Origin of the sequence: Brevundimonas kwangchunensis (genome assembly GCF_039523815.1) — a bacterium.
Taxonomy (GTDB): Bacteria; Pseudomonadota; Alphaproteobacteria; order Caulobacterales; family Caulobacteraceae; genus Brevundimonas; species Brevundimonas kwangchunensis.
Genome location: NZ_BAAAGA010000001.1, coordinates 322,732 through 343,878 on the forward strand (window position 1 = coordinate 322,732; position 21,147 = coordinate 343,878).

Here is a 21,147-nt window from a genome sequence, read left to right on the forward strand (position 1 = left end):
AGGCCATCAGGAAACCTGCCCCGGGCTCTGCGCACCGGGCCTCGGGCCGGGAAGCCCTAGTAGCGCAGATTCAGGGTCAGCGTCGCCTGACGGGCCGGAGCGACGTCGGCATGGTGCACGCCGTTGGTCCGGATGATGTACTCCTCGTCGCCCGCGTTCTGGACGTTCAGTTGCAGGCTGGCGGTCTCGTTCAGATCGTACGAGGCGAACAGGTCCAGGCGCGTGTACTCCGGCGCATAGATGCGGTTGGCGCCGCCCCCGGCGCCGCCCTGGTTTCCGCCGAAGGTGTCGGCGAGATAGTAGACGCCCCCGCCCAGGCTCAGGCGGCGCGTCACGCGGTACGTGCTGAACAGGCTGACCGTGTGCTCGGGCGTGTTGGCCAGCGGATCGCCCTCGTTGACGTTGCCCTGGGCGCCGCGAACCAGTTCGGAGTCCATCCACGAATAGCCGCCGAACACCTGCCACTGCGGCGTGATGTTGCCCGAGATGCCCAATTCGATGCCGCGCACCTCGACCTCGCCGATCTGGGCGTAGGTGGGCGGCGTCGTCGCGCTGTTGGTCAGCACCTGCGCGTTCTCGCGTTTCAGCATGAAGGCCGCGCCCGACAGGGCCAGACGGTCGCCGAACAGGTTGGCCTTGGCGCCGACTTCCCAGCTGGTGGTCTCTTCAGGATCCAGCACGGTGCTGAGGAGGGTGCCCGTACCCGTGCCGTTGCCGCCGGTGTTCTGGTCGCCGGCCGCGGTCAGCGGCGGCGTCGACGAGGTGGCGTAGGACACGTAGACGCTGGAGTTTTCGGTCGGCTTGTAGACCAGTCCGGCCTGATAGTTGACGAAGTCCCAGTCGCCGCCGACCGGCGTGTAGACCGGCGCGGCGACAGTACCGGACGCCGTGGTCCCCTCGACCGAATAGTCATCGTACCGGACGCCGAGGTTCAGGATGAAGCGACGGCCGATCTCGATGGAGTCGAGGGCATAGAGACCGATCGTGTCGGTCTTGCTGTCGCTGATCAGGCCGCGCGTGATCGTGCCGGTCCAGGGATCCTGCGGGTTCGGATTGTACAGCGGGGTGCAGTCGAAGCCGGTCAGCGGGGCCGGGCAGGCCGAGCCGCTGAGCGTGGTGATCGTGTAGGAGGCGTTGCGGTTGTCCTCGCGCGCCAGCTCCAGACCGAGATCGTAGCTGTGACGCAGGCCGCCCGTGGTGAACCGGCCATGCAGGTCGGTGACGTTGGCGATGGTGGTCGCCGGATTCCAGCGCGACTTGGTCCCGCGCTTCATCCAGTAGGTCCCGCCGATCAGGGCGACGCCGTTGTTGGTGATGTTGCCGCCATCGCCCGGATTGGTGACGACGTAGTCGTTCAGCGTGTGCGACCAGCGGGTCACGTTGCGCAGGGTGGCCGCCTCGCCGAACGAATGCCGCACATCGAAGGTGAAGGTATCGACGGTGTTCTGCAGGTAATCGCGGCTGTGAATGCCGTAGAAGCTGTCGTACGGCACATCCAGAACGCCGCTTTCGGTCGTGCGCACGCCGATCTTGGTGAACAGCGGGATGCCGTAGTCGGGCATCTGGTTCGAATCCAGATGGTAGTAGCTCATGGTCGCGGTCGTCGGCGTGCCGAGACCGGCCGCCAGCGACAGGCCGAGCCCCCACTTGTCGTAGTCGACCGAATTGCGACCAGGTACATCGCCCCCGGCGCCCATGAGGTTCAGACGCAGGGCGGCCGTGCCGCCCAGATCCCAGTTCTGGTCCAGCGTGCCGCGCAGATACCCGTCCGTTCCAGCGCCGAGGCTGTAGTGGCTGAACGTCTGCTGGCGCGGCGCCTTGGACGCCAGATTGACGCTGCCGCCGCCCGAGCCGCGGCCGGAGTAGACCGAGTCAGGCCCCTTCACGACCTCGACCTGTTCGAGATTGAAGACCTCGCGCTGCTGGCCGCCCGAATCGCGAATGCCGTCGACGAAGATGTTGTTGCCCGACGACTGGCCACGGATGAACGGACGGTCGGCCAGCGGCTGCCCGCCCTCGCCGGCGCCGAAGGTGATGCCCGGCGAGGTGCGCAGGATGTCCTGCAGGGACATCGAACCGGTCTGCTCGATGATCTGCTGTGGAATCACCGTGACGGCGCGCGGCGTATCGACGAGCGGCGCCACGAACTCCGGCGACTGCGGCTGGCGGCGCGCGTGCTGACCATTGACCGTCACGGACGAAAGCGTGACCGGCTCGTCCTGCGATGTCGCGGCGACGTCCGGGTCCCCCGCCATCACGGGCGAAGCGACCAACATGCCAGCGGCGCTGGAGGCGAACAGAAGGGCGCGGAGCGTGTCGGCGCGTTGGGTCATGAGGCGGTTTCCGGGGGAGGAAGAGTGAACTTGCGAGCGGCTCGCATATCACCGCCTCGACCGTTCGCAAGCGCTTTTGCGACACATTATCAGAAAAATCTGACAGAGTGTCGCAGGCGCCGCACCCCCTTCGACCTGACCCGCACCAGCCGACCTGAACGCGAATTACATCGCCGGGCGGCCACCTGTGAGCGCGACGTTTTTTACTTTGATTTCATATCAATGACCTAACACGACAGCATGGCGTCACCCTTCAGGGCGAAAGACATCGCCCGTCGCATCGTCACCTGATGTCTCCCGCCCGATCCCCTCGCGGCTGGTCGGGTTTCCGCAACCTGCGGACACGAATGACAATCCTGTACGCCGGGCTGTTCAGCGTCGCGCTTGGCGTGACCGCGATAGCGGTCGTCAGCGCCGTCAGGGATAGTGCGCGCGCGATCGATGAGAACGGCGCCGGCGCTGCGACCGCGGTCTACCAGACGGTCTTCGTCTCCCTCGGCCTCATCTGCATTCTGGGCCTGACCGGCGTGGTGATCGGCGCCTGGTTCCTGTCACGCAGTCTGGCTCGCCCGATCTCGGACCTCGACGAGGCGGTGCACAGGTTGCAGCAGGGCGAACACATCGAGGTCCCGGTCACGTCGAATGACGAGATCGGCCGCCTCGCCGCCAGCTTCAACGTGATGATCCGCGATCTCAGGGATCGCGAGGCCCGCCTGACGCACATGGCGCTGCATGACATGGAGAGCGGACTGCCGAACCGGCTGGCGCTCGAACGCATGGCCGCGCAGCAGAGCGACGCCTGGGTGATCCTGTTCGGCCTCGACCGGTTCGAGGTCGTGCGCAACGCCATCGGCTACGACTCCATGGCCCGGCTGGTGACCGCACTGGGCCAGCGCATCTCCGCCCTTGCCGAAGGTGCGCCGGTCGCGCGCGTGGGCGCCGGCGCCCTTGGCGTCGTGATTACCGCGGAGACGGGATCCGACGCCCTGATCATCGCCCGACGCCTGTGCGAGGCCGCCCATGCGCCGGTGAAGGTCAACGGCGCTCCCGTCGACATCGCCGTCACCGCCGGCGTCGCCGGTCGCGCGGCATCGTCCGACACTGCCTCCCCGGTCGATCGCGCCGCCATCGCCATCGAACAGGCGCGCCGCACCCGCCGCAGCGCCGCCCTGTTCAACCCGTCGGAGTACGGGGATCCGGGCGGAAACCTGTCCCTGATCTCGGAGCTGATGGCAGCGCTGCGCAACGGCGAGTTCTCGCTGGCCTATCAGCCCAAGTACGACTTCCGTGCGGAAGGCATAACCGGGGTCGAGGCTCTCGCGCGCTGGACCCACCCCCGTCGCGGCGTCGTGCCGCCTGACCTGTTCGTCGGCATGGCCGAGGAGACCGGCCACATCCGCCCCCTGACCGAGTGGGTGATCCGCCGTGCGATCGTCGACCAGCGCGCCCTCGCGGCGGCCGGTCACGACATCCTCATGTCGGTGAACATCTCGGGCCGGCTCCTGACCGACGAGACCTTCGCCGAAGAGGTGCTGGCCGCGATCACCGAGTCCGGCGCCCGGCTGTGCTTCGAGATCACCGAGACCGCGGTGATGGACAACTCCGAACGTGCGCTGGCGATGATCGGCCGCTTCAAGGACGCCGGCGTCTGCGTGTCTCTGGATGACTACGGCTCGGGGCTGTCGTCGCTCGCCTACCTGAAGCGCATCCCCGCCGACGAACTGAAGATCGACAAGGCTTTCGTCATGGGCATGGACAAGTCCTCGCGCGATGCCCTGCTGGTCAAGTCGACCATCGATCTGGCGCACGGGCTCGGCCTGCGGATCACGGCCGAGGGCGTGGAGAGCCCGACCACCCTGGCCCTGTTGCGCGGCATGGGCTGCGACATGGCCCAGGGATTCCTGATCGGGCGTCCCAAGCCGCTGCACGCCCTGATCGAACGCCTCAACGGGCCCGCCGGCCTCTCGACGACCGCCGCCGCCTGATCAGCCCGCGGCGACCTGCTTCATCGTCACGGTCGGATCGGCCAGACGCCCGTCATCGACCGGAGTGGCCTTCCCGATCATCAGCTTGCCCGCCATGAACTCCGCAGGCGCATTGACCGCCTCGACGCAGACGATGCGATCGCCGGCCAGATGGAAGACCGCGAAACTGCCGGTCGCGGGGTCGCCACGCACAAGCTGACGATCCGCCTCGGTCGGAAGGCCGGCGATCTGCAGTTTCAGGTCGTACTGGTCCGACCAGAACCACGGAACCTCCGGAGTCGGCGACGGGCGGCCGACGATTGCGGCGGCCGCCTGTTTCGCCTGCTCCAGCGCGTTGGGCACGCTTTCCAGTCGGTGCATCTGTCCCCCATGAACCGGCACCGGCCGGAAGGTCATGTCACCGATCGCGAAGATGGACGGGTCCGAGGTCCGGGCGGCCTCGTCCACCACCACGCCATTGCTGCACGACAGTCCGGCGGCAGCGGCCAGCCCGTCGCACGCCAGCGCGCCGATGCCGACCAGCACCGAATCACCCTCGACCAGCGCCCCGTCCGCCAGACGCACGCCGCCATCCTCAAAGCCCACGACTTCCGCCGAGGTCAGGATCTCGACACCCTCGGCGCGATGCCGTCCGGTGAAGAAGTCCGACAACGGCTCCGACGCCACCCGCGCCAGCACCCGATCCATCCGCTCGATCAGGACCACGTCCGCACCCAGAGCGCGCGCAGAAGCCGCGGCCTCCAGACCGACATAGCCCCCGCCCACGATCACCAGTTTCCGTCCCGGCCCGAGCGAGGCCTTCAGCGCCTCGGCATGCTCCAGCGTGCGCAGCTCCAGCAGGTCCGGCCGGTCGAAACCGGGCACGGACAGGCGCCGCGCGGTCGAGCCTGTGGCGAGGATCAACACGTCCCAGCCCTCGATCGTCCCGTCCGCGAAGACCGCCGTCTTCGACGCGGGGTCGATGGACGTCGCCGTGACCCCGACACGCAGTTCGATATCCTGCTCGGCGTAGAAACTCTCCGGCCGTAGCAGCAGATCCTCCAGCCCCGCCTCGCCCTTCAGCCACGCCTTGGACAGCGGCGGCCGCTGATAGGGTGGCGCCATTTCCTCACCGGCCAGAATGATCGGCCCCTCATGGCCGTACTGGCGCAGGAACGCCGCTGCGCTTCCGCCGGCATGTCCGGCGCCGATGATCAGGACCTTTGTCATGTTCCGGAAGTAGTGCCTTTGCCCGGCTTGCGCCAAGCCTGTTCTTGTCGTCTCGGAGATTGCCGGACGCGCCGGCTCGTGAGAACGTCGTCATCCGAACTTGGGGGATCAATTGAAATGAAGTTCACCGCTCTTCTGGCCGCCCTGACGGCCGCTCTGGGTATGGCCTCCGCCGTCCAGGCCCAGGATGCATCCGCAACCGCCACCTATGGCTCGGTGCGCCTGTCCGCGGGCTTCACGCCGGACCCGCATAGCATAAGCCTGACCGCAGGCGGCTCGATCGACGCCACGAACATCGGATCGCCTTGCCGGGGCTCCATCGCACGCGCGCCGGACTATGAGGTCACCTACACATCCGGCTCCATGCCGCTGTACTTCTACGTCAACGCCACGTCCGACACGACGCTTGTCGTCAACGGGCCGGACGGCCGGTGGTATTGCGACGACGACTCGAACGGCGGCGTCAATCCGCAGGTCACCTTCAACACGCCGCGGTCGGGCACGTATGACATCTGGGTCGGCACCTACGGCGGGGGCACCACCCCGGCGACCCTGTTTGTCACCGAGCTGAGCACCGATGGCGGCAACGGCAACACCAACAACTCGGGCGGTTATCCGAACGCCAGCCTGCGCGCCACCTTCGGCGAGATCACCCTGAATTCCGGCTTCCAGCCCGATCCCCGTCGCGTGTCGCTGACGGCCGGCGGCAACATCCCGGCGTCGAACGTCTCGTCCTCGTGCACGGGTTCCATCGCCACGGCGCCCGACTATCAGATCACCTACAACGCAGGCTCGCTGCCGCTGTCGATCCGCACGGAGGCTGGCCGCGACACGACCCTGGTCGTGAATGGTCCGGATGGTCAGTGGTATTGCGACGACGATAGCGCGGGCAGCACCAACGCCCGCGTCTACTTCGCCAAGCCCGCCTCCGGCACCTACGACATCTGGGTCGGCACCTACGGCGGCGGCACCACGCCGGCGACCCTGATCGTGACCGAACTGGACTAGGACTTCCCGCCAGCGGGAACCCGCACGGACGCCGGGGATTGACCCCCGGCGTCCGTTTTCGTTTCAGCTTCGCCGTCACATGGTGTTTCAGCTGGGACGCGACGTGTTGGCGGGACGGGCGTAACCGGCCAAAGACCCTGTCATCGACACGGGTTCAACGAGCGAAGGAGCACGGATGGCGGCCTTGGTGCTGTTCGGCGGCGGCGGCGACCTCGCCATGCGGATGCTTCTGCCTTCGCTCTATTTCCTCGAGCACGACGGCCTGCTGCCCGACGGTCTGAAGATCATCGGCGCCGCCCGCTCGGAAGAGAGCCGCGACGAGTATGTCTCCAAGGTTCGCGCCTCCGTCGAGAGCAAGGCGAAAGCCGACGACGCCTGGTCCCCCGAAGCGTGGGCGCGGATGGAGCAACGCCTCGACTACCTCGCCGTCGACGCCACCTCGGCCGAGAGCCTGAAGCCGCTCAAGGATAAGGTCGGCGAAGGCGAGTGCACCAGCTTCCTCGCAGTCTCCCCCTCGCTGTACGCCCGCATCGTCACCGCCATGCGCGCCGCCGGCCTGGCCGAGCCGGGCGATCGTGTGGTGCTGGAAAAGCCCGTCGGCCGCGACCTGCAAACCTTCAGCGAGATCGACGACGCCGTCTCGGACGCCTTCGACGAACATCAGGTGTTCCGCATCGACCACTACCTCGGCAAGGAGACGGTCCAGAACCTGATCGCCCTGCGCTTCGGCAACACCATCTTCGAGCCGCTCTGGAACAACCTGTCGATCGACCACGTCCAGATCACCGTGGGCGAGACCGTCGGCGTCGGCGACCGCTGGCCCTATTACGACGAGTACGGCGCCCTGAAGGACATGCTGCAGAACCACATGCTGCAGCTGCTGTGTCTGGTCGCCATGGAGCCCCCGTCCGACCTCGACCCGGACTCGGTCCGCAACGAGAAGGTCAAGGTGCTGCGATCCCTGCGTCGCATCACGCCTGAGGAGGCCGAGCGCGTCACTGTGCGGGGCCAGTATGTGGCGGGTAAGAGCGAGGGCGAACAGGTCCCCGGCTACGACGACGAGCGCGGGCTGGATTCGGACACCGAGACCTTCGTCGCCATCCGCGCCGACATCGACAACTGGCGCTGGGCCGGAGTCCCCTTCTTCATGCGCACCGGCAAGCGCCTGCCGGAGAAGCGCACCGAGATCGTGATCCAGTTCAAGGAACTGCCACACTCGATCTTCGACAACGACCGCGGTCAGGTCACCGCCAACCGGCTGGTGATCGAGCTCCAGCCGCAGGAAGACATCTCCCTGTCGGTGATGAACAAGCGCCCCGGTCTGGACCAGCGCATGCAGTTGCAGCCGATCCGCATGTCCCTGTCGTGGGGCCAGGACGACAAGGACGCCAAGCCGCCCCGCCGCCGGATCGCCTACGAGCGCCTTCTGCTGGACGCCCTGAACGGCGACTCCACCCTGTTCGTCCGCCGCGACGAGGCCGAGCAGGCATGGAAATGGGTCGACGAGGTCTCGCAGGCCTGGACCGACGGCAACGTCAAACCCATCGAATACAAGGCCGGAACGTGGGGGCCCGGCGAGGCCGACTTCCTGCTGGAGCGCACCGGCCGCGCGTGGAACACGAAGAATGGCTGAGGCCCCGACCATCGAGACCTTCGCCGACGGCGCAGCCTGGGCCGACGCTTGCTCTGAGCGCCTGATCGCGAGCCTGTCTGCGGCCGTGGCGGAGACCGGCAAGGCGATCTTCGCCGGCTCCGGCGGTTCGACGCCATCGCCGATCTACCGCCGCATGGCGGGATCGGACCTCGACTGGTCGAAGGTCGTCGTGACCCTGATCGACGAGCGCTATGTGCCCGAGACCTCGCCGGACTCGAACGCGACCCTGATCAAGAAGGCCCTGATGACCGGCCCGGCCACCGCCGCGCGCTTCCTGCCGCTGTATCATGCCGAGGTCACGGTCGACCGCGCCGCCGCCATCGCCGGCAAGGCGCTGGCCGCAGAGGGCGACCATCTGGACGCCGTCCTTCTCGGCATGGGGGAGGATGGCCATATCTGCTCCATGTTCCCCGAAAGCCCGACCCTGAAGACCCTGCTCACCCCCGATCTCAAGCCCGCTGTTCTGGGCGTGCCTCACGGCCGCGACGGCATGGCGCCCAGCCTTGAGCGGCTGTCGATCAACCTGCCCTGGCTGATGACCGCGCGCACCGTGGTGCTGGCCCTGACCGGCGCGAAGAAGCGCGAGGTGTTCGAACGCGAGGCGGCGGGCGATCCGAAGATCCAGCCCATCGCCGCCCTGATCGCCGCCGGTGTGCCGCTGCAGGTCGTCTGGACGGAGAAGGCCTGATGACGAAACTGAACCCGGTCGTCGCCCAGGTCACCGACCGCATCCGCGACCGCAGCGCCCGCACCCGCGCCGACTACATCCGCCGCATGGACGCCGCCCGCGACAGCGGCGTGGGCCGCGCCAAACTGTCCTGCGCCAACTGGGCCCACGCCTTCGCCGGCGCTCCGATCAAGGACAAGCTGACGGCCATGTCGGGCGCCCAGCCCAACCTCGGCATCGTCACCGCCTACAACGACATGCTGTCGGCGCATCAGCCGTTCGAGCGCTACCCCGATGTCGTCCGCGCCGCCGCACGCGAGGTCAGCGCCACCGCCCAGGTCGCCGGCGGCACGCCCGCCATGTGCGACGGCGTCACCCAGGGCCGTCCGGGCATGGAGCTGTCGCTGTTCAGCCGAGACCTGATCGCCATGTCGGCGGGCATCGCCCTGACCCACGACGCCTTCGACGCAGGCCTGATGCTGGGCGTCTGCGACAAGATCGTGCCGGGCCTGTTCATGGGCTCTCTGGCCTTCGGCCACCTGCCGGTCGTGTTCGCCCCGGCCGGTCCGATGCCATCGGGCATTCCCAATGCCGAGAAGGCCCGCGTCCGCGCCCTCTACGCCCAGAACCAGGTCGACCGTCAGACCCTGCTGGAAAGCGAGATCGGCAGCTATCACTCGCCGGGCACCTGCACCTTCTACGGCACCGCCAACTCCAACCAGATGATGATGGAGCTGGCCGGGCTGCACATGCCCTCGACCGCCTTCGTCCATCCGGAGACCGGCCTGCGCGACGCCCTGACCGCCGCCGCGGCGAAACAGGCGATCAAAATGGCGCGCGAGGGTCGCGGCCGCATGGCCGACGTCGTGGACGAGCGCACCATCGTCAATATGATCGTGGCCCTGCTGGCCACCGGCGGCTCGACCAACCACGCCATCCATCTGGTCGCCATGGCCCGCTCGGCCGGCGTGCTGATCGACTGGACCGACATGGACCAGCTGTCGTCGGTGACGCCGCTTCTGGCCCGCGTCTATCCGAACGGCTCGGCCGATGTGAACGCCTTCCAGGCTGCCGGCGGTGTCGCCTTCGTCGCCCGCGAACTGGCGCAGAACGGCAACCTGCACGCCGACGTCACCACCATCATGGGCGACGGGATCGAGGCCTATTTCCAGGAGCCGTCCATGGTCGACGGCGAGCTGGTCTGGCGCGACGGCGTCAGCGAAAGCCTCGACCTCGACATCCTGCGCCCGGCCTCCGTTCCGTTCCAGAAGGATGGCGGCCTGCGGCTGGTCCAGGGCGACCTCGGCCGCGCCGTGATCAAGGTCTCGGCGGTCAAGCCGGAGAACCGCATCGTCGAGGCGCCCGCCGCCGTGTTCGAGACGCAGGAAGATGCGCTTCAGGCCTTCAAGGAGGGCAAGCTGAACCGCGACGTTGTCCTCGTCCTGCGTTTTCAGGGCCCGCGCGCCAACGGCATGCCCGAGCTGCACAGCCTGTCGCCGGCGCTCAGCGTGCTGCAGGACAAGGGTTTCAAGGTCGCCTTCGTCACCGACGGCCGCATGTCCGGCGCCTCGGGCAAGACCCCCGCGGCCATCCACGTCAGCCCCGAGGCGCTGGCCGGCGGACCGCTCGCTCATGTCCGCGACGGCGACATCATCCGGCTGGACGCCGAGACCGGCGTGCTGACGACGGTTGGCGTGGACCTGAACACCCGACCTGCCGCCCGGCGCTCCGAGGCCCACACCGACGGCTCATCCTGGGGCTATGGCCGGGAGCTCTTCGGGGCCTTCCGCCACGTGGTCTCGACTGCGGAAGAAGGCGCCTCCGTCTGCTTCCAGCCGACGCCCGGCGCGACCGAACACACCGACACCCCGCCCGATCCGAACGTGGTCGACCGCGCGGTGGACGCATAAAAGAACAACAGGGAGCGCCCCAGGTCGCGAGCAACCGCGTTGCGAGCATAGGGCGAAAGGAAATCATGACCGAAGCCCGCACCCTTCTGGTCGGCGATGTCGGCGGCACCAATGCGCGCTTCGCGATCGCGCACATGGTCGACGGCCGCCCGACGCTGGAGCATCACGAGAGCTTCCCGGCCGAGACCTATCCGACCTTCCTTGAGGGCGTGAAGGCCTTCATCGACGGCTGCGAGGTCAAGCCGACCGGCGGCGTCATCGCCGTGGCCGGACCGGTCACCGACGGCGAGATCGATCTGACCAACTCGCCGTGGCGCGTGTCGGAAAGCGAGCTGCAGACCCTCGGGCTGAACCCGGTGCGCCTGATCAATGATTTCGAGGCCCTCGCCTGGGGCGCGCCTGTGGTGCCCGACGCCGAGCTCGCCTCGCTGGGCGGACCGGACGCGGGCGACAATGACGCCGCCATCGCGGTGCTCGGGCCGGGCACCGGCTTCGGTGTCTCGGCCTTGGCGCGTGACGGACGGGGCGGCGAAATCGCCATGCCGTCCGAGGGCGGCCACGCCTGCTTCGCCCCCGGCGACGCCGTCGAGGACGAGATCCTGCGCATCCTTCGCCGTCGCTACGAGCGGGTGTCGATCGAGCGTCTGATCTGCGGCCCTGGCCTGCTGAACATGCACCGCGCCCTGGCGGAGATAGACGGCCGCGAGACCCATATCGACGACCCGGCGCTGATCACGGCCGAGGCGCTGGAAGACCCGCGCAGCCACTGCGGCGCCACCCTCGCCCGGTTCTGCGCCATCCTCGGCGCCGCGGCCGGCGACATCGCCCTGACCACCGGCGCGCGCGGTGGCGTCTATATCGCCGGCGGGATCGCCCCGCGCATCCTGCCCTTCCTGAAGGCCAGCCCCTTCCGTGAGCGGTTTGAGCGCAAGGGCCGGTTCAAGGACTACATGGCGGCCATCCCGACCAAGGTGATCCTGCACAAGCACGCGGCGCTTCTCGGAGCCGCGCGTGTGGCCTTCTCGGCAAACTGACCTCACAATAATTACACGAGACCGTGAACCATTTCGGAGGGAGCGACGTTTCCCGGTTTCCATACCAGGAAGGAAGCTATTCCATGCGTAAACTGATCATCGCCTCCGCCGCCGCCTTCGCCTTCGCCGGCCTCGCCGCCTGCGGTGAAAGCGCCGCCGACAAGGCCGCGGAACAACAGGCTGACGCCCTGGAAGCCCAGGCCGCTGCGACCCCGAACGAAGCCCAGGAGCAGGCTCTGAACGCCGAGGCCGACCGCATCGAACAGCAGGCCGGCAACGCCGACGGCGGCATGACCACCGCCAACACGCCGAACACCTCGCCGTCGTCGAACGAGATGGCCCCGGCTCCGGCCCAGTAAGACGAACGCGTTCCGGAGGGTCATGACCTCCGGCTGATTGACTTCAGAAGGCAGGCCCCCGTCGCGGTTCGCGGCGGGGGTCTTTCCTTGTCCGGATCAGGCCTTCTTCGGCGGCCATGGGATGAAGGCGCTGGTGCGCTTTACATAGTCCGCATAGCCGGGCCGTGACTTCGTCACTGCCTTCTCGGTGATCCCGATGCCGCTCCAGCGGGTCAGGGTGAAGGTCAGGAAGATCGGCCCGAGGATCGCCCACCGCCCGGCCTCCGTCTCTGCCGCGATGAGATACAGCCCCCACCAGACGCAGGCGTCGCCGAAATAGTTGGGGTGCCGGGTGTATCGCCACAGGCCGGTGTCCAGCACCTTGCCCTTGTTCTTCGGGTCCTTCCTGAACGCCGACAACTGCGCGTCGCCGATGCTTTCGAAGCCAATGCCGATCACCGCCAGAGCGGCCCCGGTCCAGCCCAGCCAACCCACGGCCGGCGCCGCATCCACCTGTCCCAGTTGCACCGGCAAGCAGGTCAGCCACAGGAACACCGCCTGCGGCAGGAAGACGAACAAGAGGGCCGCCATCGCAAAGCTGCGGCCCTTGCTTGTCTGGTTCTCGACCAGCTCCGTATAGCGCCCGTCCGCACCCTGCCGTTTCCACCGGGACAGCAGATGCCAGCCCAGCCGCACGGCCCAGACGCCGCACAGCCAGATCAGCAGCCACGTCCGGGTGGGATCGCCTTCCGTGCGCGGCCATGTCGCCAGCGCGAGGAACAGCATGCCCAGCGGCCATGCGCCGTCGATGAAGCTGACGTCCTTCAGCCGCGTCGCCAGCCCCCACAGGGCCAGCATCACGACCACGATCAGCAGCAGGTTGAAGCCCAGCAGGGCGGCGATCTCGGGGAAGGTCATTCCCCGATTACGCGCTCATCCCCGCATTGGATGCGTCACGATCAGTCGATGCAGATCGCCGGCGTCGCCTTGCCGTTCTCGACACGTGCGTGGCAGCCGAAGGGCTGGCTGTCCGCCTGACAGCGGCCGACCGCATTCGCGCCGGCCTCCGGGAACGGCGCGGTCTCGACGCGGCAGTCGCCCTGACAGTCCGATCCGGTCGTGCAGCGCTTGCCGGCGTCGGCATAGGCGACCACGCACTGCATCGTCTGCGCGCGACCGACCGGACGCATCGTCCCGCCCGCCGTGGCGCACTCGGCCGGCGTCGCGTTCTGCAGCTCGCGCGTCACCGTCGGACGCGGGATGGAGACTTCGGGGTCGGCCGCCTGCGGCTGGCAGGCCGCCAGCATCAGCGCCGCAGTGGCGAGAATCGCAAATCGCATCAGTCCACCCGTCCCTTTTCGAATCCGGTCCATACGTCGTCGTAGTCCAGCTGCATGGTCGGTGACGTTTGCGCCCATTCCGTGGTGCGGATCGGCATGCGCGTCTCGAACATGAAGGCCAGGGTGTTATCGATCTTCACCGGCTTCAGTTCCGCCGCGACCGCCTTGTCGTAGCTGGCCTGATCCGGCCCGTGCCCGCTCATGCAGTTGTGCAGCGATGCGCCGCCGGGGGCGAAGCCGCCCTCCTTGGCGTCATACTCACCGATCACCAGACCCATGAACTCGCTCATGACGTTCCGGTGGAACCACGGCGGACGGAAGGTGTCCTCGGCCACCATCCAGCGCGGCGGGAAGATGACGAAGTCGCAGTTGGCCGTGCCCGGCGTGTCCGACGGGCTGGTCAGCACCGTGAAGATCGACGGATCCGGGTGGTCGAAGCTGACCGTGCCGATCGTGTTGAACCGTGCCGTGTCGTACTTGTACGGTGCATTGTTGCCGTGCCAGCCGACCACATCCAGCGGGCTGTGATCGAAAGTGGTGACATACAGCCGGCCACCGAACTTCTGCACGCACTCGGTCGGGCGATCGACGTCCTCGAACCAGGCGACCGGCGTCTGGAAGTCGCGCGGATTGGCCAGGCCGTTCGAGCCGATCGGCCCCAGGTCCGGCAGGCGGAACGGCGCGCCGTAGTTCTCGCACACATAGCCCCGGATCGGCCCGCTGCACTCGACGCGGAAACGCACGCCGCGCGGGATGACGACGATCTCGCCGGCGCGGGCGTCGATGCGGCCCATCTCGGTGACAAAGGCCTGCTCGCCCTGCTGCGGCACGATCAGCAGTTCGCCGTCGGCGCAGTAGAAGACGCGATCCGTCATCGAGCGGTTGGCGGCGTACAGGTGGATCCCCGTGCCCAGCCCGGCCTCTGCATCGCCGTTGCCGCCATAGGTCGTCAGACCCTCGACCCAGTCGGTCGGCTCCGTCGGGATCGGCAGCGGGTCCCAGCGCATCCGGTTCGGGCTCGGCGGCGCCTCATGGAACGGCCCCGACCGCACCCTGCCCTGCGAAAATGGACGATAGGCCGGATGCTGCGCCGAGGGCCGCAGGCGATACAGCCAGCTGCGGCGGTTCTCGGTGCGCGGCGCCGTGAACGCCGTCCCCGACAGCTGCTCGGCATACAGCCCCATCGGCGCCCGCTGCGGCGAGTTCCGCCCCTCCGGCAGCGCCCCCGCGACGGCCTCCGTCACGAAATGATTGCCGAAGCCGGTCAGATACTCAGGCGCGTTGGCTCGCGTCGTCATGGTGCGTGTCTCCCTTGCGGGGAGGTTTACGGCGCCCGGGCCGGGGAAACTAGAACCCCCTGGCCTGCGCCATCCGCTCCTGATGGAAGCCCGCGTCGCCCAGCAGTTCGTTCAACACGCGGACGCGCTTCATGAACAGGCCGACATCGAACTCGTCGGTCATGCCGACGCCGCCGTGCATCTGCACCGCCTCCTGCACCGCCAGTTCGGCCACCTTGCCGGCCTTGGCCTTGGCGACCGAGACGGCCAGCGCGCCGTGGTCCTTGCCCCCGTCCAGCGCCTGCAGGGCGCCGATCACCGCCGCGCGGGCGATCTCGATCTCGGTGAACAGATGGGCGGCGCGGTGCTGCAGCGACTGGAACTCGCCGATCAGCTTGCCGAACTGCTTGCGGGTGCGAAGGTATTCCAGCGTCAGCTGGAAGGCCTGATCCCCGGCCCCGTTCAGCGACGCGGCGGCGCAGGCCCGACCCAGGTTCAGCGCGCCCTCCAGCAGCGGCTCGCCGCCGTCGACCGTGCCGATCACCGCATCCGCATCGACCTCGACATCCGTCAGGAACACCCGCGCCGCATTGTGCGCGTCGACCATGACGGTACGCTCGATCTCCACGCCCGTCGTCTTCGGATCGACCAGGAACAGGGTCAGCCCGTTCTCCGTCAGCGCCGCCACGATCAGGGCGTCGGCGACATGGCCGTCCAGCACGAAGCCCTTGGCGCCGTTCAGCCTGAAGCCATTGCCCGAGCGCTCGGCCACGGTCGCGATCTTCGCCGGCGCATGCTTGGCGCCCTCGTCCACCGCCAGCGACACGATGGCCTCGCCCGCCGCGATCCGGGGCAGCCACGCCGCCTGCTGCTCGGCCGATCCACCCTTCAGCACCGTCGCCGACAGCACGCCCGACCCCATGAAGGGCGACGGCGTCAGGGTCCGGCCCAACGCCTCGGCCACGACCCCGGCCTCGACCGCGCCCAGCCCCGAGCCGCCGTGCTCCTCGGGGATGATCACGCCGGCGAAGCCCATCTCGCCGAACGCCTTCCACAGGTCGCGCGAGACGCCGTCGGCGTCGCGGCTGTCCCGCAGCTTGCGCAGGTGGGCGATGGGCGCGTTATCGTTCAGGAAGCCGTCGGCGGCGTCCTTCAGCATGGTCTGCTCTTCGGTCAGGATCAGAGGCATGGTCCGGTCTCTTTCCACCGTCATCCTCGGGCTTGACCCGAGGATCGGATGTTGAACTGGCAGTGCATCTCCAGAGACGCACAGTCGGCTGACCGTCCGGCCCTCGGGTCAAGCCCGAGGGTGACGATCACGAAAATGGCGACCTATGCGCCGGGCAGCTGCAGCAGGTGTTTGGCGATGATGTTCAGCTGGACCTCGCTGGTGCCGCCCTCGATCGAGTTGGCCTTGGTCCGCAGCCAGTCGCGCGCGGCGCCGCCGTGGTCGGAGCGGTCGCTCTCCCACTCCAGCGCATCGGCCCCGCCCGCCGCCATCAGCAGCTCGTGCCGACGCTTGTTCAGCTCCGAGCCGTAGTATTTCAGCATCGAGGCGATGGCCGGGTTCACCTGCCGCGCCTTCACCTGATCGCCGACCCGCTCCATCGACAGGCGGAAGGCGGCGGCGTCGATCTCGAGCTCGGCGATCTTCGCGCGCAGCATGGCGTCGTCCAGTCGGCCTTCCTCGTCCACGCCGATCGAGTCCGTGGCGACCTGTCCCACCGGACGGCCGCCGATGTCGCCGATGGCGCCGATCATCGTCCGCTCGTGGGCCAGCAGCGCCTTGGCCACGTCCCAGCCGCGGTTCAGCGTGCCGATCAGGTTCTCTTTCTCGACCCGCACATCGTCGAAGAAGGTCTCGCAGAACGGGCTCTTGCCGCTGATCAGGGTGATCGGTTTCGTGGTCACGCCCGGCGTGGCCATGTCGAACAGGACGAAGGAAATGCCCAGATGCTTGGGCGCTTCCGGGTCCGTCCGCACCAGACAGAAGATCCAGTCGGCCTTATCGGCATAGGAGGTCCAGATCTTCTGGCCGTTGACGATCCAGTGGTCGCCCCTGTCCTCGGCGCGCGTCTGCAGACCGGCCAGGTCAGAGCCGGCGCCCGGCTCGGAATAGCCCTGGCACCAGCGGATCTCGCCGCGCACGATCTCGGGCAGGAAGCGCTTCTTCTGCTCCTCGCTGCCGAACTGCAGCAGGGCCGGCCCCAGCATCCAGATGCCGAAGCTGGAGAGCGGGTCCTGGGCGTCGATGCGGCGCATCTCCGAGCGCAGCACCTTCGCCTCCTCGCGGCTCAGCCCGCCGCCGCCGTACTCACTGGGCCACTCCGGCGCGGTCCAGCCGCGGGCGCCCATCCGCTCCATCCAGAGCTTGTGACCCGGCGTGCGGAACTCGGCGTTGCGACCGCCCCAGACGCGGTCCTCATCGCTGGCCACCGGCCCACGGCACTCCGCCGGGCAGTTCTCTTCCAGCCACGCGCGCGTCTCCGCGCGGAAGGTCTCCAGATCGGTCATGCGTCCCTCGTCGATCCCGCCTTTGCAGCGTTTCGTCATCCCCGCGAAAGCGGGGACGCGTTTCCTCTTGGCGAGACGCTAGCAGCCCTCCGTTGCGTTTGACCACGGTGACGTCGCGGCAACGCTCGACGATGTGATTGCGTTAGCAGGGCGGAGGACCCCATGACCTATCTCACACGCGCCGTCTTCGCGGCGGCGAGCCTGCTCCTGATGTTGCTCGCCGTCGGGTTGGTCGCGCTCGGTCTTCGCGAAGCGGCGGGGGCTTTCGCGTCTTCCAGCGAGAGCTCCGCCGACGCCATCCTCGACACCCTTGGTTATGTGATCGTGGCCATCGCCGTCTTCGACGTCGCCAAATATCTCTTCGAGGACGAGGTTCGCCGTGGGTCCGAACGCCGAAGCGCTTCGGAGGCACGACGCAGCCTGACCAAATTCCTGTCGACGATCATCATCGCCCTGTTCCTCGAAGGCCTGGTGATGGTCTTCAAGACAGCAAGGGAGGACATCACGCAGATGCTGTACCCCACCGCCCTTATCGTCGCGGCGATTCTGGTGCTCGTCGGCCTCGGGGTCTTTCAGCGGCTCTCCGCGACCGTGGAGGAGAAGGTCGGGGATGACGACGACGCCGAGGAAGCCCGCGACGAAGCGCGGACGCCTACCCGTTCGAAGGCAGGAACGGCGAGAAGGTGATGACGGTGAAGCTGTCGCGGATGTTCGGGCGGGTCTGCACCGACTTCGTCACGAAGGTCCCGATGTCGAGCTCCTTCGGTAGCGAGAACTTGGCCAGCAGGTCGTACTGGCCCGATGTCGAATAGACTTCCGAGACGTATTCGACGTTGTCGACGATGTCGGCGGCCACGTCATTGGCATGCCCCAGCTCGCATTTGATGAAGACGAAGATGGCGGTCATCATGGCGGCTGTCTCTCCCGGCGTTTCGGGTGGTCTAGCGGATGACGGCGTGACTGATAAGGCGGCAGGCGAGATCGATCTCGAGGCGGAGTACAACAACCGCGCCCGCGTACTGGACCACATGGCCCCGATGGCGCGCTGGCAGGCGACCGCAGAAGCGGCGCGCACGTCCCATCCGCCCGAAGTGATCGCCTATGGTTCGGGAGAGCGCGAGGTCATGGACCTGTTCTCCGCCGGCCCCGATGCGCCGATCGCTGTCTTCCTGCACGGCGGCTACTGGCAGGCGCTGGACAAGGACTGGTTCAGCGGCATCGCCCCGGCCCTGCTGCATCACGGCGTCAGCCTCGCTGTGCCCTCCTACGACCTGGCCCCGACCGTCCGGCTCGGGACCATCCTGAAGCAGGTGCGCGCCGCCGTGGACCTGATCCGCGAACGCAACGGCGGCCGGCGCCCCGTCGTCTTCGGCCATTCCGCCGGCGGTCACATGTCGGCCTGCATGCTGTCCGAGGCCCGCGCCTCGGCCGCCGTCGCCATCAGCGGTGTGTTCGACCTGCGCCCCCTCGTCCACACCTCGCTGAACACGGCGCTCGATCTCGACGACAACGAGGCCGCCGCCCTCTCACCGATCTTCTGGCCCGTCCCCAACGGCTCGACGCCCGGCGGCACCATTCTCGACTGCATCGTCGGCGGCGACGAGAGCCCCGAGTTCCTGCGCCAGTCGCGTATGATGGCCGACCACTGGGCCAACAATGGCGTCCAGACCCGCTACGAGGCCCTGCCCGGCCTGAACCACTTCACCGTGCTGGAGCCGCTGCTGGAACCGGACAGCGCGATGGTGGGGCGGATCGTGGCGCTGGCGAAAGCCTGATACTGAAACACAATGTTCCGCTCATCCCCGCGGAGGCGGGGATCGAGTTCTTCCAACGCCGCCGTGCGTTGGGATAATCAAATAGCGAACACAGCACTGGATCCTCGCCTCCGCGGGGATGAGCGGAGTTGAAATGCGCCACGACCGCCTGACCGTTCTCAAAGCCCTCGAAGCACAGGGCGTGGCCCCCGTCTTCTATCACGCGGACCCGGAGGTCTGTCTGAACGTAATCCGCGCCTGTTCGCGTGGCGGGGCCAAGGCGATCGAGTTCACCAACCGGGGCGACTTCGCGGTCGACCTGTTCGGCGACATCGCCCGCGAGCTGCAGAAGACCGACCCGGACATCATCCTCGGCATCGGCTCGGTGGTCGATGCGGGCACGGCCAGCCTGTACCTGAACCGCGGCGCCCGCTTCGTCGTCAGCCCCTGCCTCGTCGAGGACGTGGCGAAGGTCTGCAACCGCCGCATGACCGCCTACTTCCCCGGCTGCGGCTCGGTGACCGAGATCGGTCAGGCGCACGAACTGGGCTGCGAGATCGTCAAGCTGTTCCCGGGTGCCTCGGTCGGCGGCGCGGACTTCGTCAAGGCGGTGCTGGGCCCGATGCCCTGGACCAAGATCATGCCGACCGGCGGCGTCGACCCCGAGGAGGCCTCCATCGCCAAATGGTTCGGCTCGGGCATCGTCGCGGCCGGCATGGGCTCGAAACTGATCACCGACGCCGCCGTGAAATCCGGCGATTGGGCGGGGATCGAAGCCCAGGTGCGCAAGACGGTGGACGCCATCGCCGCGTTCCGGGCGTCGAACTAGGATCACGGGTCGATGGAGTCGCTGCCCCGCTGCTCCGCCCTACCCCTCGGCAAGGCCCTGCGGCTGGCGCGTCGTGCGCGCGGCCTGAAGCAGTCGCACGTCGCCGAACTTGTCGGTGTCGGACAGCCGATCATAAGCCGTATCGAACACGGCGAGCATGCGCCGTCAGGACATCTGCGCGACCGACTGGTGGACCTTCTCTCCGCACGCCTAGATCCGGCGCAGGACAGCGGCCTTCGACGATTGATCGAGACCTCCAGCCTGCCGGTGCATCTGATCTGCGATGTCACCCACCGCCTGCTCGCCACCTCGCCCGCCCGCGAGCGCGAGTGGGGACGCAGCGCCGCAGAGGCCTGCGGCATATCGCTGTGGCGCTACGCGACCGAAGACATCCGCGACGCCGAGGCCCGTCTTCCATCTCTCGGCTGGGGCGACCGACGCGGATCGCACGCCCTTGCTCTAACCACCAGCGCCAACGGCTCGACCGAGCTCAGCATTGCGGCCGGCCCCATGCTCTGGGAACGGATCGTCCTGTCCGACGGGTCCGCCGCGCGGCTCGTAACCCGCCCTATCTGAAACAAGACATATCTTATGCGTGGCGCGCTCGCCTCATCGCGCCCAGTGCCGGGCCATGCCCGCCTCTCCCCTGCACGCACCCGACCGCTGGCTCGCCGCCCTCGATCCGGACCTCGCCCGCCGGTTCCGCTTCCTCCTGGAGGCCGACCGGCTGAAATCCGTTCTGCGGGGCAGCCGGATCGCCGATGGATCCCGCAGGGAGAACACCGCCGAACACAGCTGGCACATCGCCCTGTTCGCCCTGCTGCTCGCAGCATACGCCGCGCGGCCGGTCGATCCGCTGCGGGTGGTTTCCATGCTGCTGATCCACGATCTGGTCGAGATCGACTGCGGCGACACCCCGCTGTTCGACACCGGAGGTGCAGCGACGCAGGATGCGCGAGAGGCCAAGGCCGCCGACCGTCTCTACGGCCTGCTTCCGGAGTCTGACGCCTCGCGATGGAGGGCATTGTGGGACGAGTTCGAGCAGGCTGAGACCGACGACGCCCGCTTCGCCAAGGCCATTGACCGCCTCCAGCCCATTCTCCTGAACCATGCCGTCGGGGGCGGCACATGGACGGACTACGGCGTCGACGAGGCTCTCGAACGGGCTCTGACCTCGCGCATCGGCGACGGCTCGCCGACCCTGTGGGCGGCGGCCGAGGCCATCATCCGCGACGCCGTCGTCCGGGGTTGGCTGAAGCCGTCTTTCTGACCCCCTCCACCGCCGGTTTCGCTGA

At 67.8% G+C, this 21,147-nt stretch carries 20 protein-coding genes; 12 read left to right on the top strand and 8 right to left on the bottom strand.

Annotated elements, in window-relative coordinates:
• Positions 1-56: 56 nt before the first annotated feature.
• Positions 57-2,333 carry a TonB-dependent receptor gene (locus ABDZ95_RS01555; protein WP_343789318.1) on the bottom strand — a complete coding sequence of 759 codons (2,277 nt, stop codon included), beginning with the start codon at positions 2,331-2,333 and terminating at the stop codon, positions 57-59.
• A gap of 347 nt (positions 2,334-2,680) precedes the next feature.
• Here ABDZ95_RS01555 and ABDZ95_RS01560 point away from each other — a divergent pair, with 347 nt between their 5' ends.
• Positions 2,681-4,318 (top strand): putative bifunctional diguanylate cyclase/phosphodiesterase, encoded by a 1,638-nt coding sequence (locus ABDZ95_RS01560; RefSeq protein ID WP_343789321.1) that lies wholly within the window; start codon positions 2,681-2,683, stop codon positions 4,316-4,318.
• Here the strand turns inward: ABDZ95_RS01560 and ABDZ95_RS01565 are convergent, their stop codons facing one another.
• Positions 4,319-5,527 carry an NAD(P)/FAD-dependent oxidoreductase gene (locus ABDZ95_RS01565; RefSeq protein ID WP_343789324.1) on the bottom strand — a complete coding sequence of 403 codons (1,209 nt, stop codon included), beginning with the start codon at positions 5,525-5,527 and terminating at the stop codon, positions 4,319-4,321. It abuts the gene before it with no gap.
• 117 nt (positions 5,528-5,644) lie between these two features.
• Between ABDZ95_RS01565 and ABDZ95_RS01570 the strand changes: the two genes are divergently transcribed.
• The 6 genes from ABDZ95_RS01570 to ABDZ95_RS01595 all read left to right on the top strand — a co-directional run bounded on the left by ABDZ95_RS01570 (position 5,645) and on the right by ABDZ95_RS01595 (position 12,159).
• Complete coding sequence (locus tag ABDZ95_RS01570; protein WP_343789327.1) at positions 5,645-6,535, top strand: peptidase; 891 nt, start codon at positions 5,645-5,647, stop codon at positions 6,533-6,535.
• A gap of 175 nt (positions 6,536-6,710) precedes the next feature.
• On the top strand, positions 6,711-8,168 hold the full coding sequence (gene zwf / locus ABDZ95_RS01575) for a glucose-6-phosphate dehydrogenase (protein WP_343789330.1): 1,458 nt from the start codon (positions 6,711-6,713) through the stop codon (positions 8,166-8,168).
• The gene (gene pgl / locus ABDZ95_RS01580; protein WP_343789333.1) at positions 8,161-8,877 is read left to right on the top strand and encodes a 6-phosphogluconolactonase; all 717 of its coding nucleotides are present in this window, start codon (positions 8,161-8,163) and stop codon (positions 8,875-8,877) included. Before zwf ends, pgl begins: the two co-directional genes overlap by 8 nt.
• Complete coding sequence (gene edd, locus ABDZ95_RS01585) at positions 8,877-10,766, top strand: phosphogluconate dehydratase (protein WP_343789335.1); 1,890 nt, start codon at positions 8,877-8,879, stop codon at positions 10,764-10,766. The genes pgl and edd overlap by 1 nt, the downstream gene beginning before the upstream one ends.
• A 65-nt stretch (positions 10,767-10,831) precedes the next feature.
• Positions 10,832-11,800: a glucokinase gene (gene glk, locus ABDZ95_RS01590; protein ID WP_343789338.1), complete on the top strand. Its 969-nt coding sequence runs from the start codon at positions 10,832-10,834 to the stop codon at positions 11,798-11,800.
• 83 nt (positions 11,801-11,883) lie between these two features.
• Positions 11,884-12,159, top strand: coding sequence for a hypothetical protein (locus ABDZ95_RS01595; RefSeq protein WP_343789341.1), 276 nt, complete (start codon positions 11,884-11,886; stop codon positions 12,157-12,159).
• A gap of 96 nt (positions 12,160-12,255) precedes the next feature.
• On the opposite strand, the gene ABDZ95_RS01600 is transcribed toward ABDZ95_RS01595, so the two are convergent.
• The 5 genes from ABDZ95_RS01600 to ABDZ95_RS01620 all read right to left on the bottom strand — a co-directional run bounded on the left by ABDZ95_RS01600 (position 12,256) and on the right by ABDZ95_RS01620 (position 17,269).
• Entirely contained in the window at positions 12,256-13,056 is an 801-nt protein-coding gene (locus ABDZ95_RS01600) for a DUF1295 domain-containing protein (protein WP_343789344.1), read from the bottom strand.
• 41 nt (positions 13,057-13,097) lie between these two features.
• Positions 13,098-13,478 (bottom strand): hypothetical protein, encoded by a 381-nt coding sequence (locus ABDZ95_RS01605; protein ID WP_343789347.1) that lies wholly within the window; start codon positions 13,476-13,478, stop codon positions 13,098-13,100.
• Positions 13,478-14,776 (bottom strand): homogentisate 1,2-dioxygenase, encoded by a 1,299-nt coding sequence (gene hmgA, locus ABDZ95_RS01610; protein ID WP_343789350.1) that lies wholly within the window; start codon positions 14,774-14,776, stop codon positions 13,478-13,480. Before hmgA ends, ABDZ95_RS01605 begins: the two co-directional genes overlap by 1 nt.
• Positions 14,777-14,825: 49 nt before the next feature.
• The gene (locus ABDZ95_RS01615; protein ID WP_343789353.1) at positions 14,826-15,944 is read right to left on the bottom strand and encodes an acyl-CoA dehydrogenase family protein; all 1,119 of its coding nucleotides are present in this window, start codon (positions 15,942-15,944) and stop codon (positions 14,826-14,828) included.
• Positions 15,945-16,087: 143 nt separating this feature from the next.
• Entirely contained in the window at positions 16,088-17,269 is a 1,182-nt protein-coding gene (locus tag ABDZ95_RS01620) for an acyl-CoA dehydrogenase family protein (protein ID WP_343789356.1), read from the bottom strand.
• A gap of 210 nt (positions 17,270-17,479) precedes the next feature.
• Between ABDZ95_RS01620 and ABDZ95_RS01625 the strand changes: the two genes are divergently transcribed.
• Complete coding sequence (locus ABDZ95_RS01625) at positions 17,480-17,956, top strand: GNAT family acetyltransferase (RefSeq protein ID WP_343789359.1); 477 nt, start codon at positions 17,480-17,482, stop codon at positions 17,954-17,956.
• Here ABDZ95_RS01625 and ABDZ95_RS01630 read toward each other — a convergent pair.
• Positions 17,922-18,179 carry an Lrp/AsnC ligand binding domain-containing protein gene (locus ABDZ95_RS01630; protein ID WP_343789362.1) on the bottom strand — a complete coding sequence of 86 codons (258 nt, stop codon included), beginning with the start codon at positions 18,177-18,179 and terminating at the stop codon, positions 17,922-17,924. The genes ABDZ95_RS01625 and ABDZ95_RS01630 overlap by 35 nt on opposite strands.
• 46 nt (positions 18,180-18,225) lie before the next feature.
• Here ABDZ95_RS01630 and ABDZ95_RS01635 point away from each other — a divergent pair, with 46 nt between their 5' ends.
• From ABDZ95_RS01635 to ABDZ95_RS01650, 4 genes are all read left to right on the top strand, one after another.
• Positions 18,226-19,044, top strand: coding sequence for an alpha/beta hydrolase (locus tag ABDZ95_RS01635; RefSeq protein WP_343789365.1), 819 nt, complete (start codon positions 18,226-18,228; stop codon positions 19,042-19,044).
• A 133-nt stretch (positions 19,045-19,177) separates the two neighbouring features.
• Entirely contained in the window at positions 19,178-19,852 is a 675-nt protein-coding gene (locus tag ABDZ95_RS01640; RefSeq protein ID WP_343789368.1) for a bifunctional 4-hydroxy-2-oxoglutarate aldolase/2-dehydro-3-deoxy-phosphogluconate aldolase, read from the top strand.
• Between the two features lie 12 nt (positions 19,853-19,864).
• Entirely contained in the window at positions 19,865-20,428 is a 564-nt protein-coding gene (locus tag ABDZ95_RS01645; RefSeq protein WP_343789371.1) for a helix-turn-helix transcriptional regulator, read from the top strand.
• Positions 20,429-20,483: 55 nt separating this feature from the next.
• Positions 20,484-21,122 carry an HD domain-containing protein gene (locus ABDZ95_RS01650; RefSeq protein ID WP_343789374.1) on the top strand — a complete coding sequence of 213 codons (639 nt, stop codon included), beginning with the start codon at positions 20,484-20,486 and terminating at the stop codon, positions 21,120-21,122.
• Positions 21,123-21,147 lie beyond the last annotated feature (25 nt).

What these genes read in the sequence shown, in the direction of transcription:
- ABDZ95_RS01555 (WP_343789318.1), bottom strand. Translation starts at nt 2,333, where the DNA reads ATGACCCAACGCGCCGACACGCTCCGCGCCCTTCTGTTCGCCTCCAGC.
- ABDZ95_RS01560 (WP_343789321.1), top strand. Translation starts at nt 2,681, where the DNA reads ATGACAATCCTGTACGCCGGGCTGTTCAGCGTCGCGCTTGGCGTGACC.
- ABDZ95_RS01565 (WP_343789324.1), bottom strand. Translation starts at nt 5,527, where the DNA reads ATGACAAAGGTCCTGATCATCGGCGCCGGACATGCCGGCGGAAGCGCA.
- ABDZ95_RS01570 (WP_343789327.1), top strand. Translation starts at nt 5,645, where the DNA reads ATGAAGTTCACCGCTCTTCTGGCCGCCCTGACGGCCGCTCTGGGTATG.
- zwf (WP_343789330.1), top strand. Translation starts at nt 6,711, where the DNA reads ATGGCGGCCTTGGTGCTGTTCGGCGGCGGCGGCGACCTCGCCATGCGG.
- pgl (WP_343789333.1), top strand. Translation starts at nt 8,161, where the DNA reads ATGGCTGAGGCCCCGACCATCGAGACCTTCGCCGACGGCGCAGCCTGG.
- edd (WP_343789335.1), top strand. Translation starts at nt 8,877, where the DNA reads ATGACGAAACTGAACCCGGTCGTCGCCCAGGTCACCGACCGCATCCGC.
- glk (WP_343789338.1), top strand. Translation starts at nt 10,832, where the DNA reads ATGACCGAAGCCCGCACCCTTCTGGTCGGCGATGTCGGCGGCACCAAT.
- ABDZ95_RS01595 (WP_343789341.1), top strand. Translation starts at nt 11,884, where the DNA reads ATGCGTAAACTGATCATCGCCTCCGCCGCCGCCTTCGCCTTCGCCGGC.
- ABDZ95_RS01600 (WP_343789344.1), bottom strand. Translation starts at nt 13,056, where the DNA reads ATGACCTTCCCCGAGATCGCCGCCCTGCTGGGCTTCAACCTGCTGCTG.
- ABDZ95_RS01605 (WP_343789347.1), bottom strand. Translation starts at nt 13,478, where the DNA reads ATGCGATTTGCGATTCTCGCCACTGCGGCGCTGATGCTGGCGGCCTGC.
- hmgA (WP_343789350.1), bottom strand. Translation starts at nt 14,776, where the DNA reads ATGACGACGCGAGCCAACGCGCCTGAGTATCTGACCGGCTTCGGCAAT.
- ABDZ95_RS01615 (WP_343789353.1), bottom strand. Translation starts at nt 15,944, where the DNA reads ATGCCTCTGATCCTGACCGAAGAGCAGACCATGCTGAAGGACGCCGCC.
- ABDZ95_RS01620 (WP_343789356.1), bottom strand. Translation starts at nt 17,269, where the DNA reads ATGACCGATCTGGAGACCTTCCGCGCGGAGACGCGCGCGTGGCTGGAA.
- ABDZ95_RS01625 (WP_343789359.1), top strand. Translation starts at nt 17,480, where the DNA reads ATGTTGCTCGCCGTCGGGTTGGTCGCGCTCGGTCTTCGCGAAGCGGCG.
- ABDZ95_RS01630 (WP_343789362.1), bottom strand. Translation starts at nt 18,179, where the DNA reads ATGATGACCGCCATCTTCGTCTTCATCAAATGCGAGCTGGGGCATGCC.
- ABDZ95_RS01640 (WP_343789368.1), top strand. Translation starts at nt 19,178, where the DNA reads ATGCGCCACGACCGCCTGACCGTTCTCAAAGCCCTCGAAGCACAGGGC.
- ABDZ95_RS01645 (WP_343789371.1), top strand. Translation starts at nt 19,865, where the DNA reads ATGGAGTCGCTGCCCCGCTGCTCCGCCCTACCCCTCGGCAAGGCCCTG.
- ABDZ95_RS01650 (WP_343789374.1), top strand. Translation starts at nt 20,484, where the DNA reads ATGCCCGCCTCTCCCCTGCACGCACCCGACCGCTGGCTCGCCGCCCTC.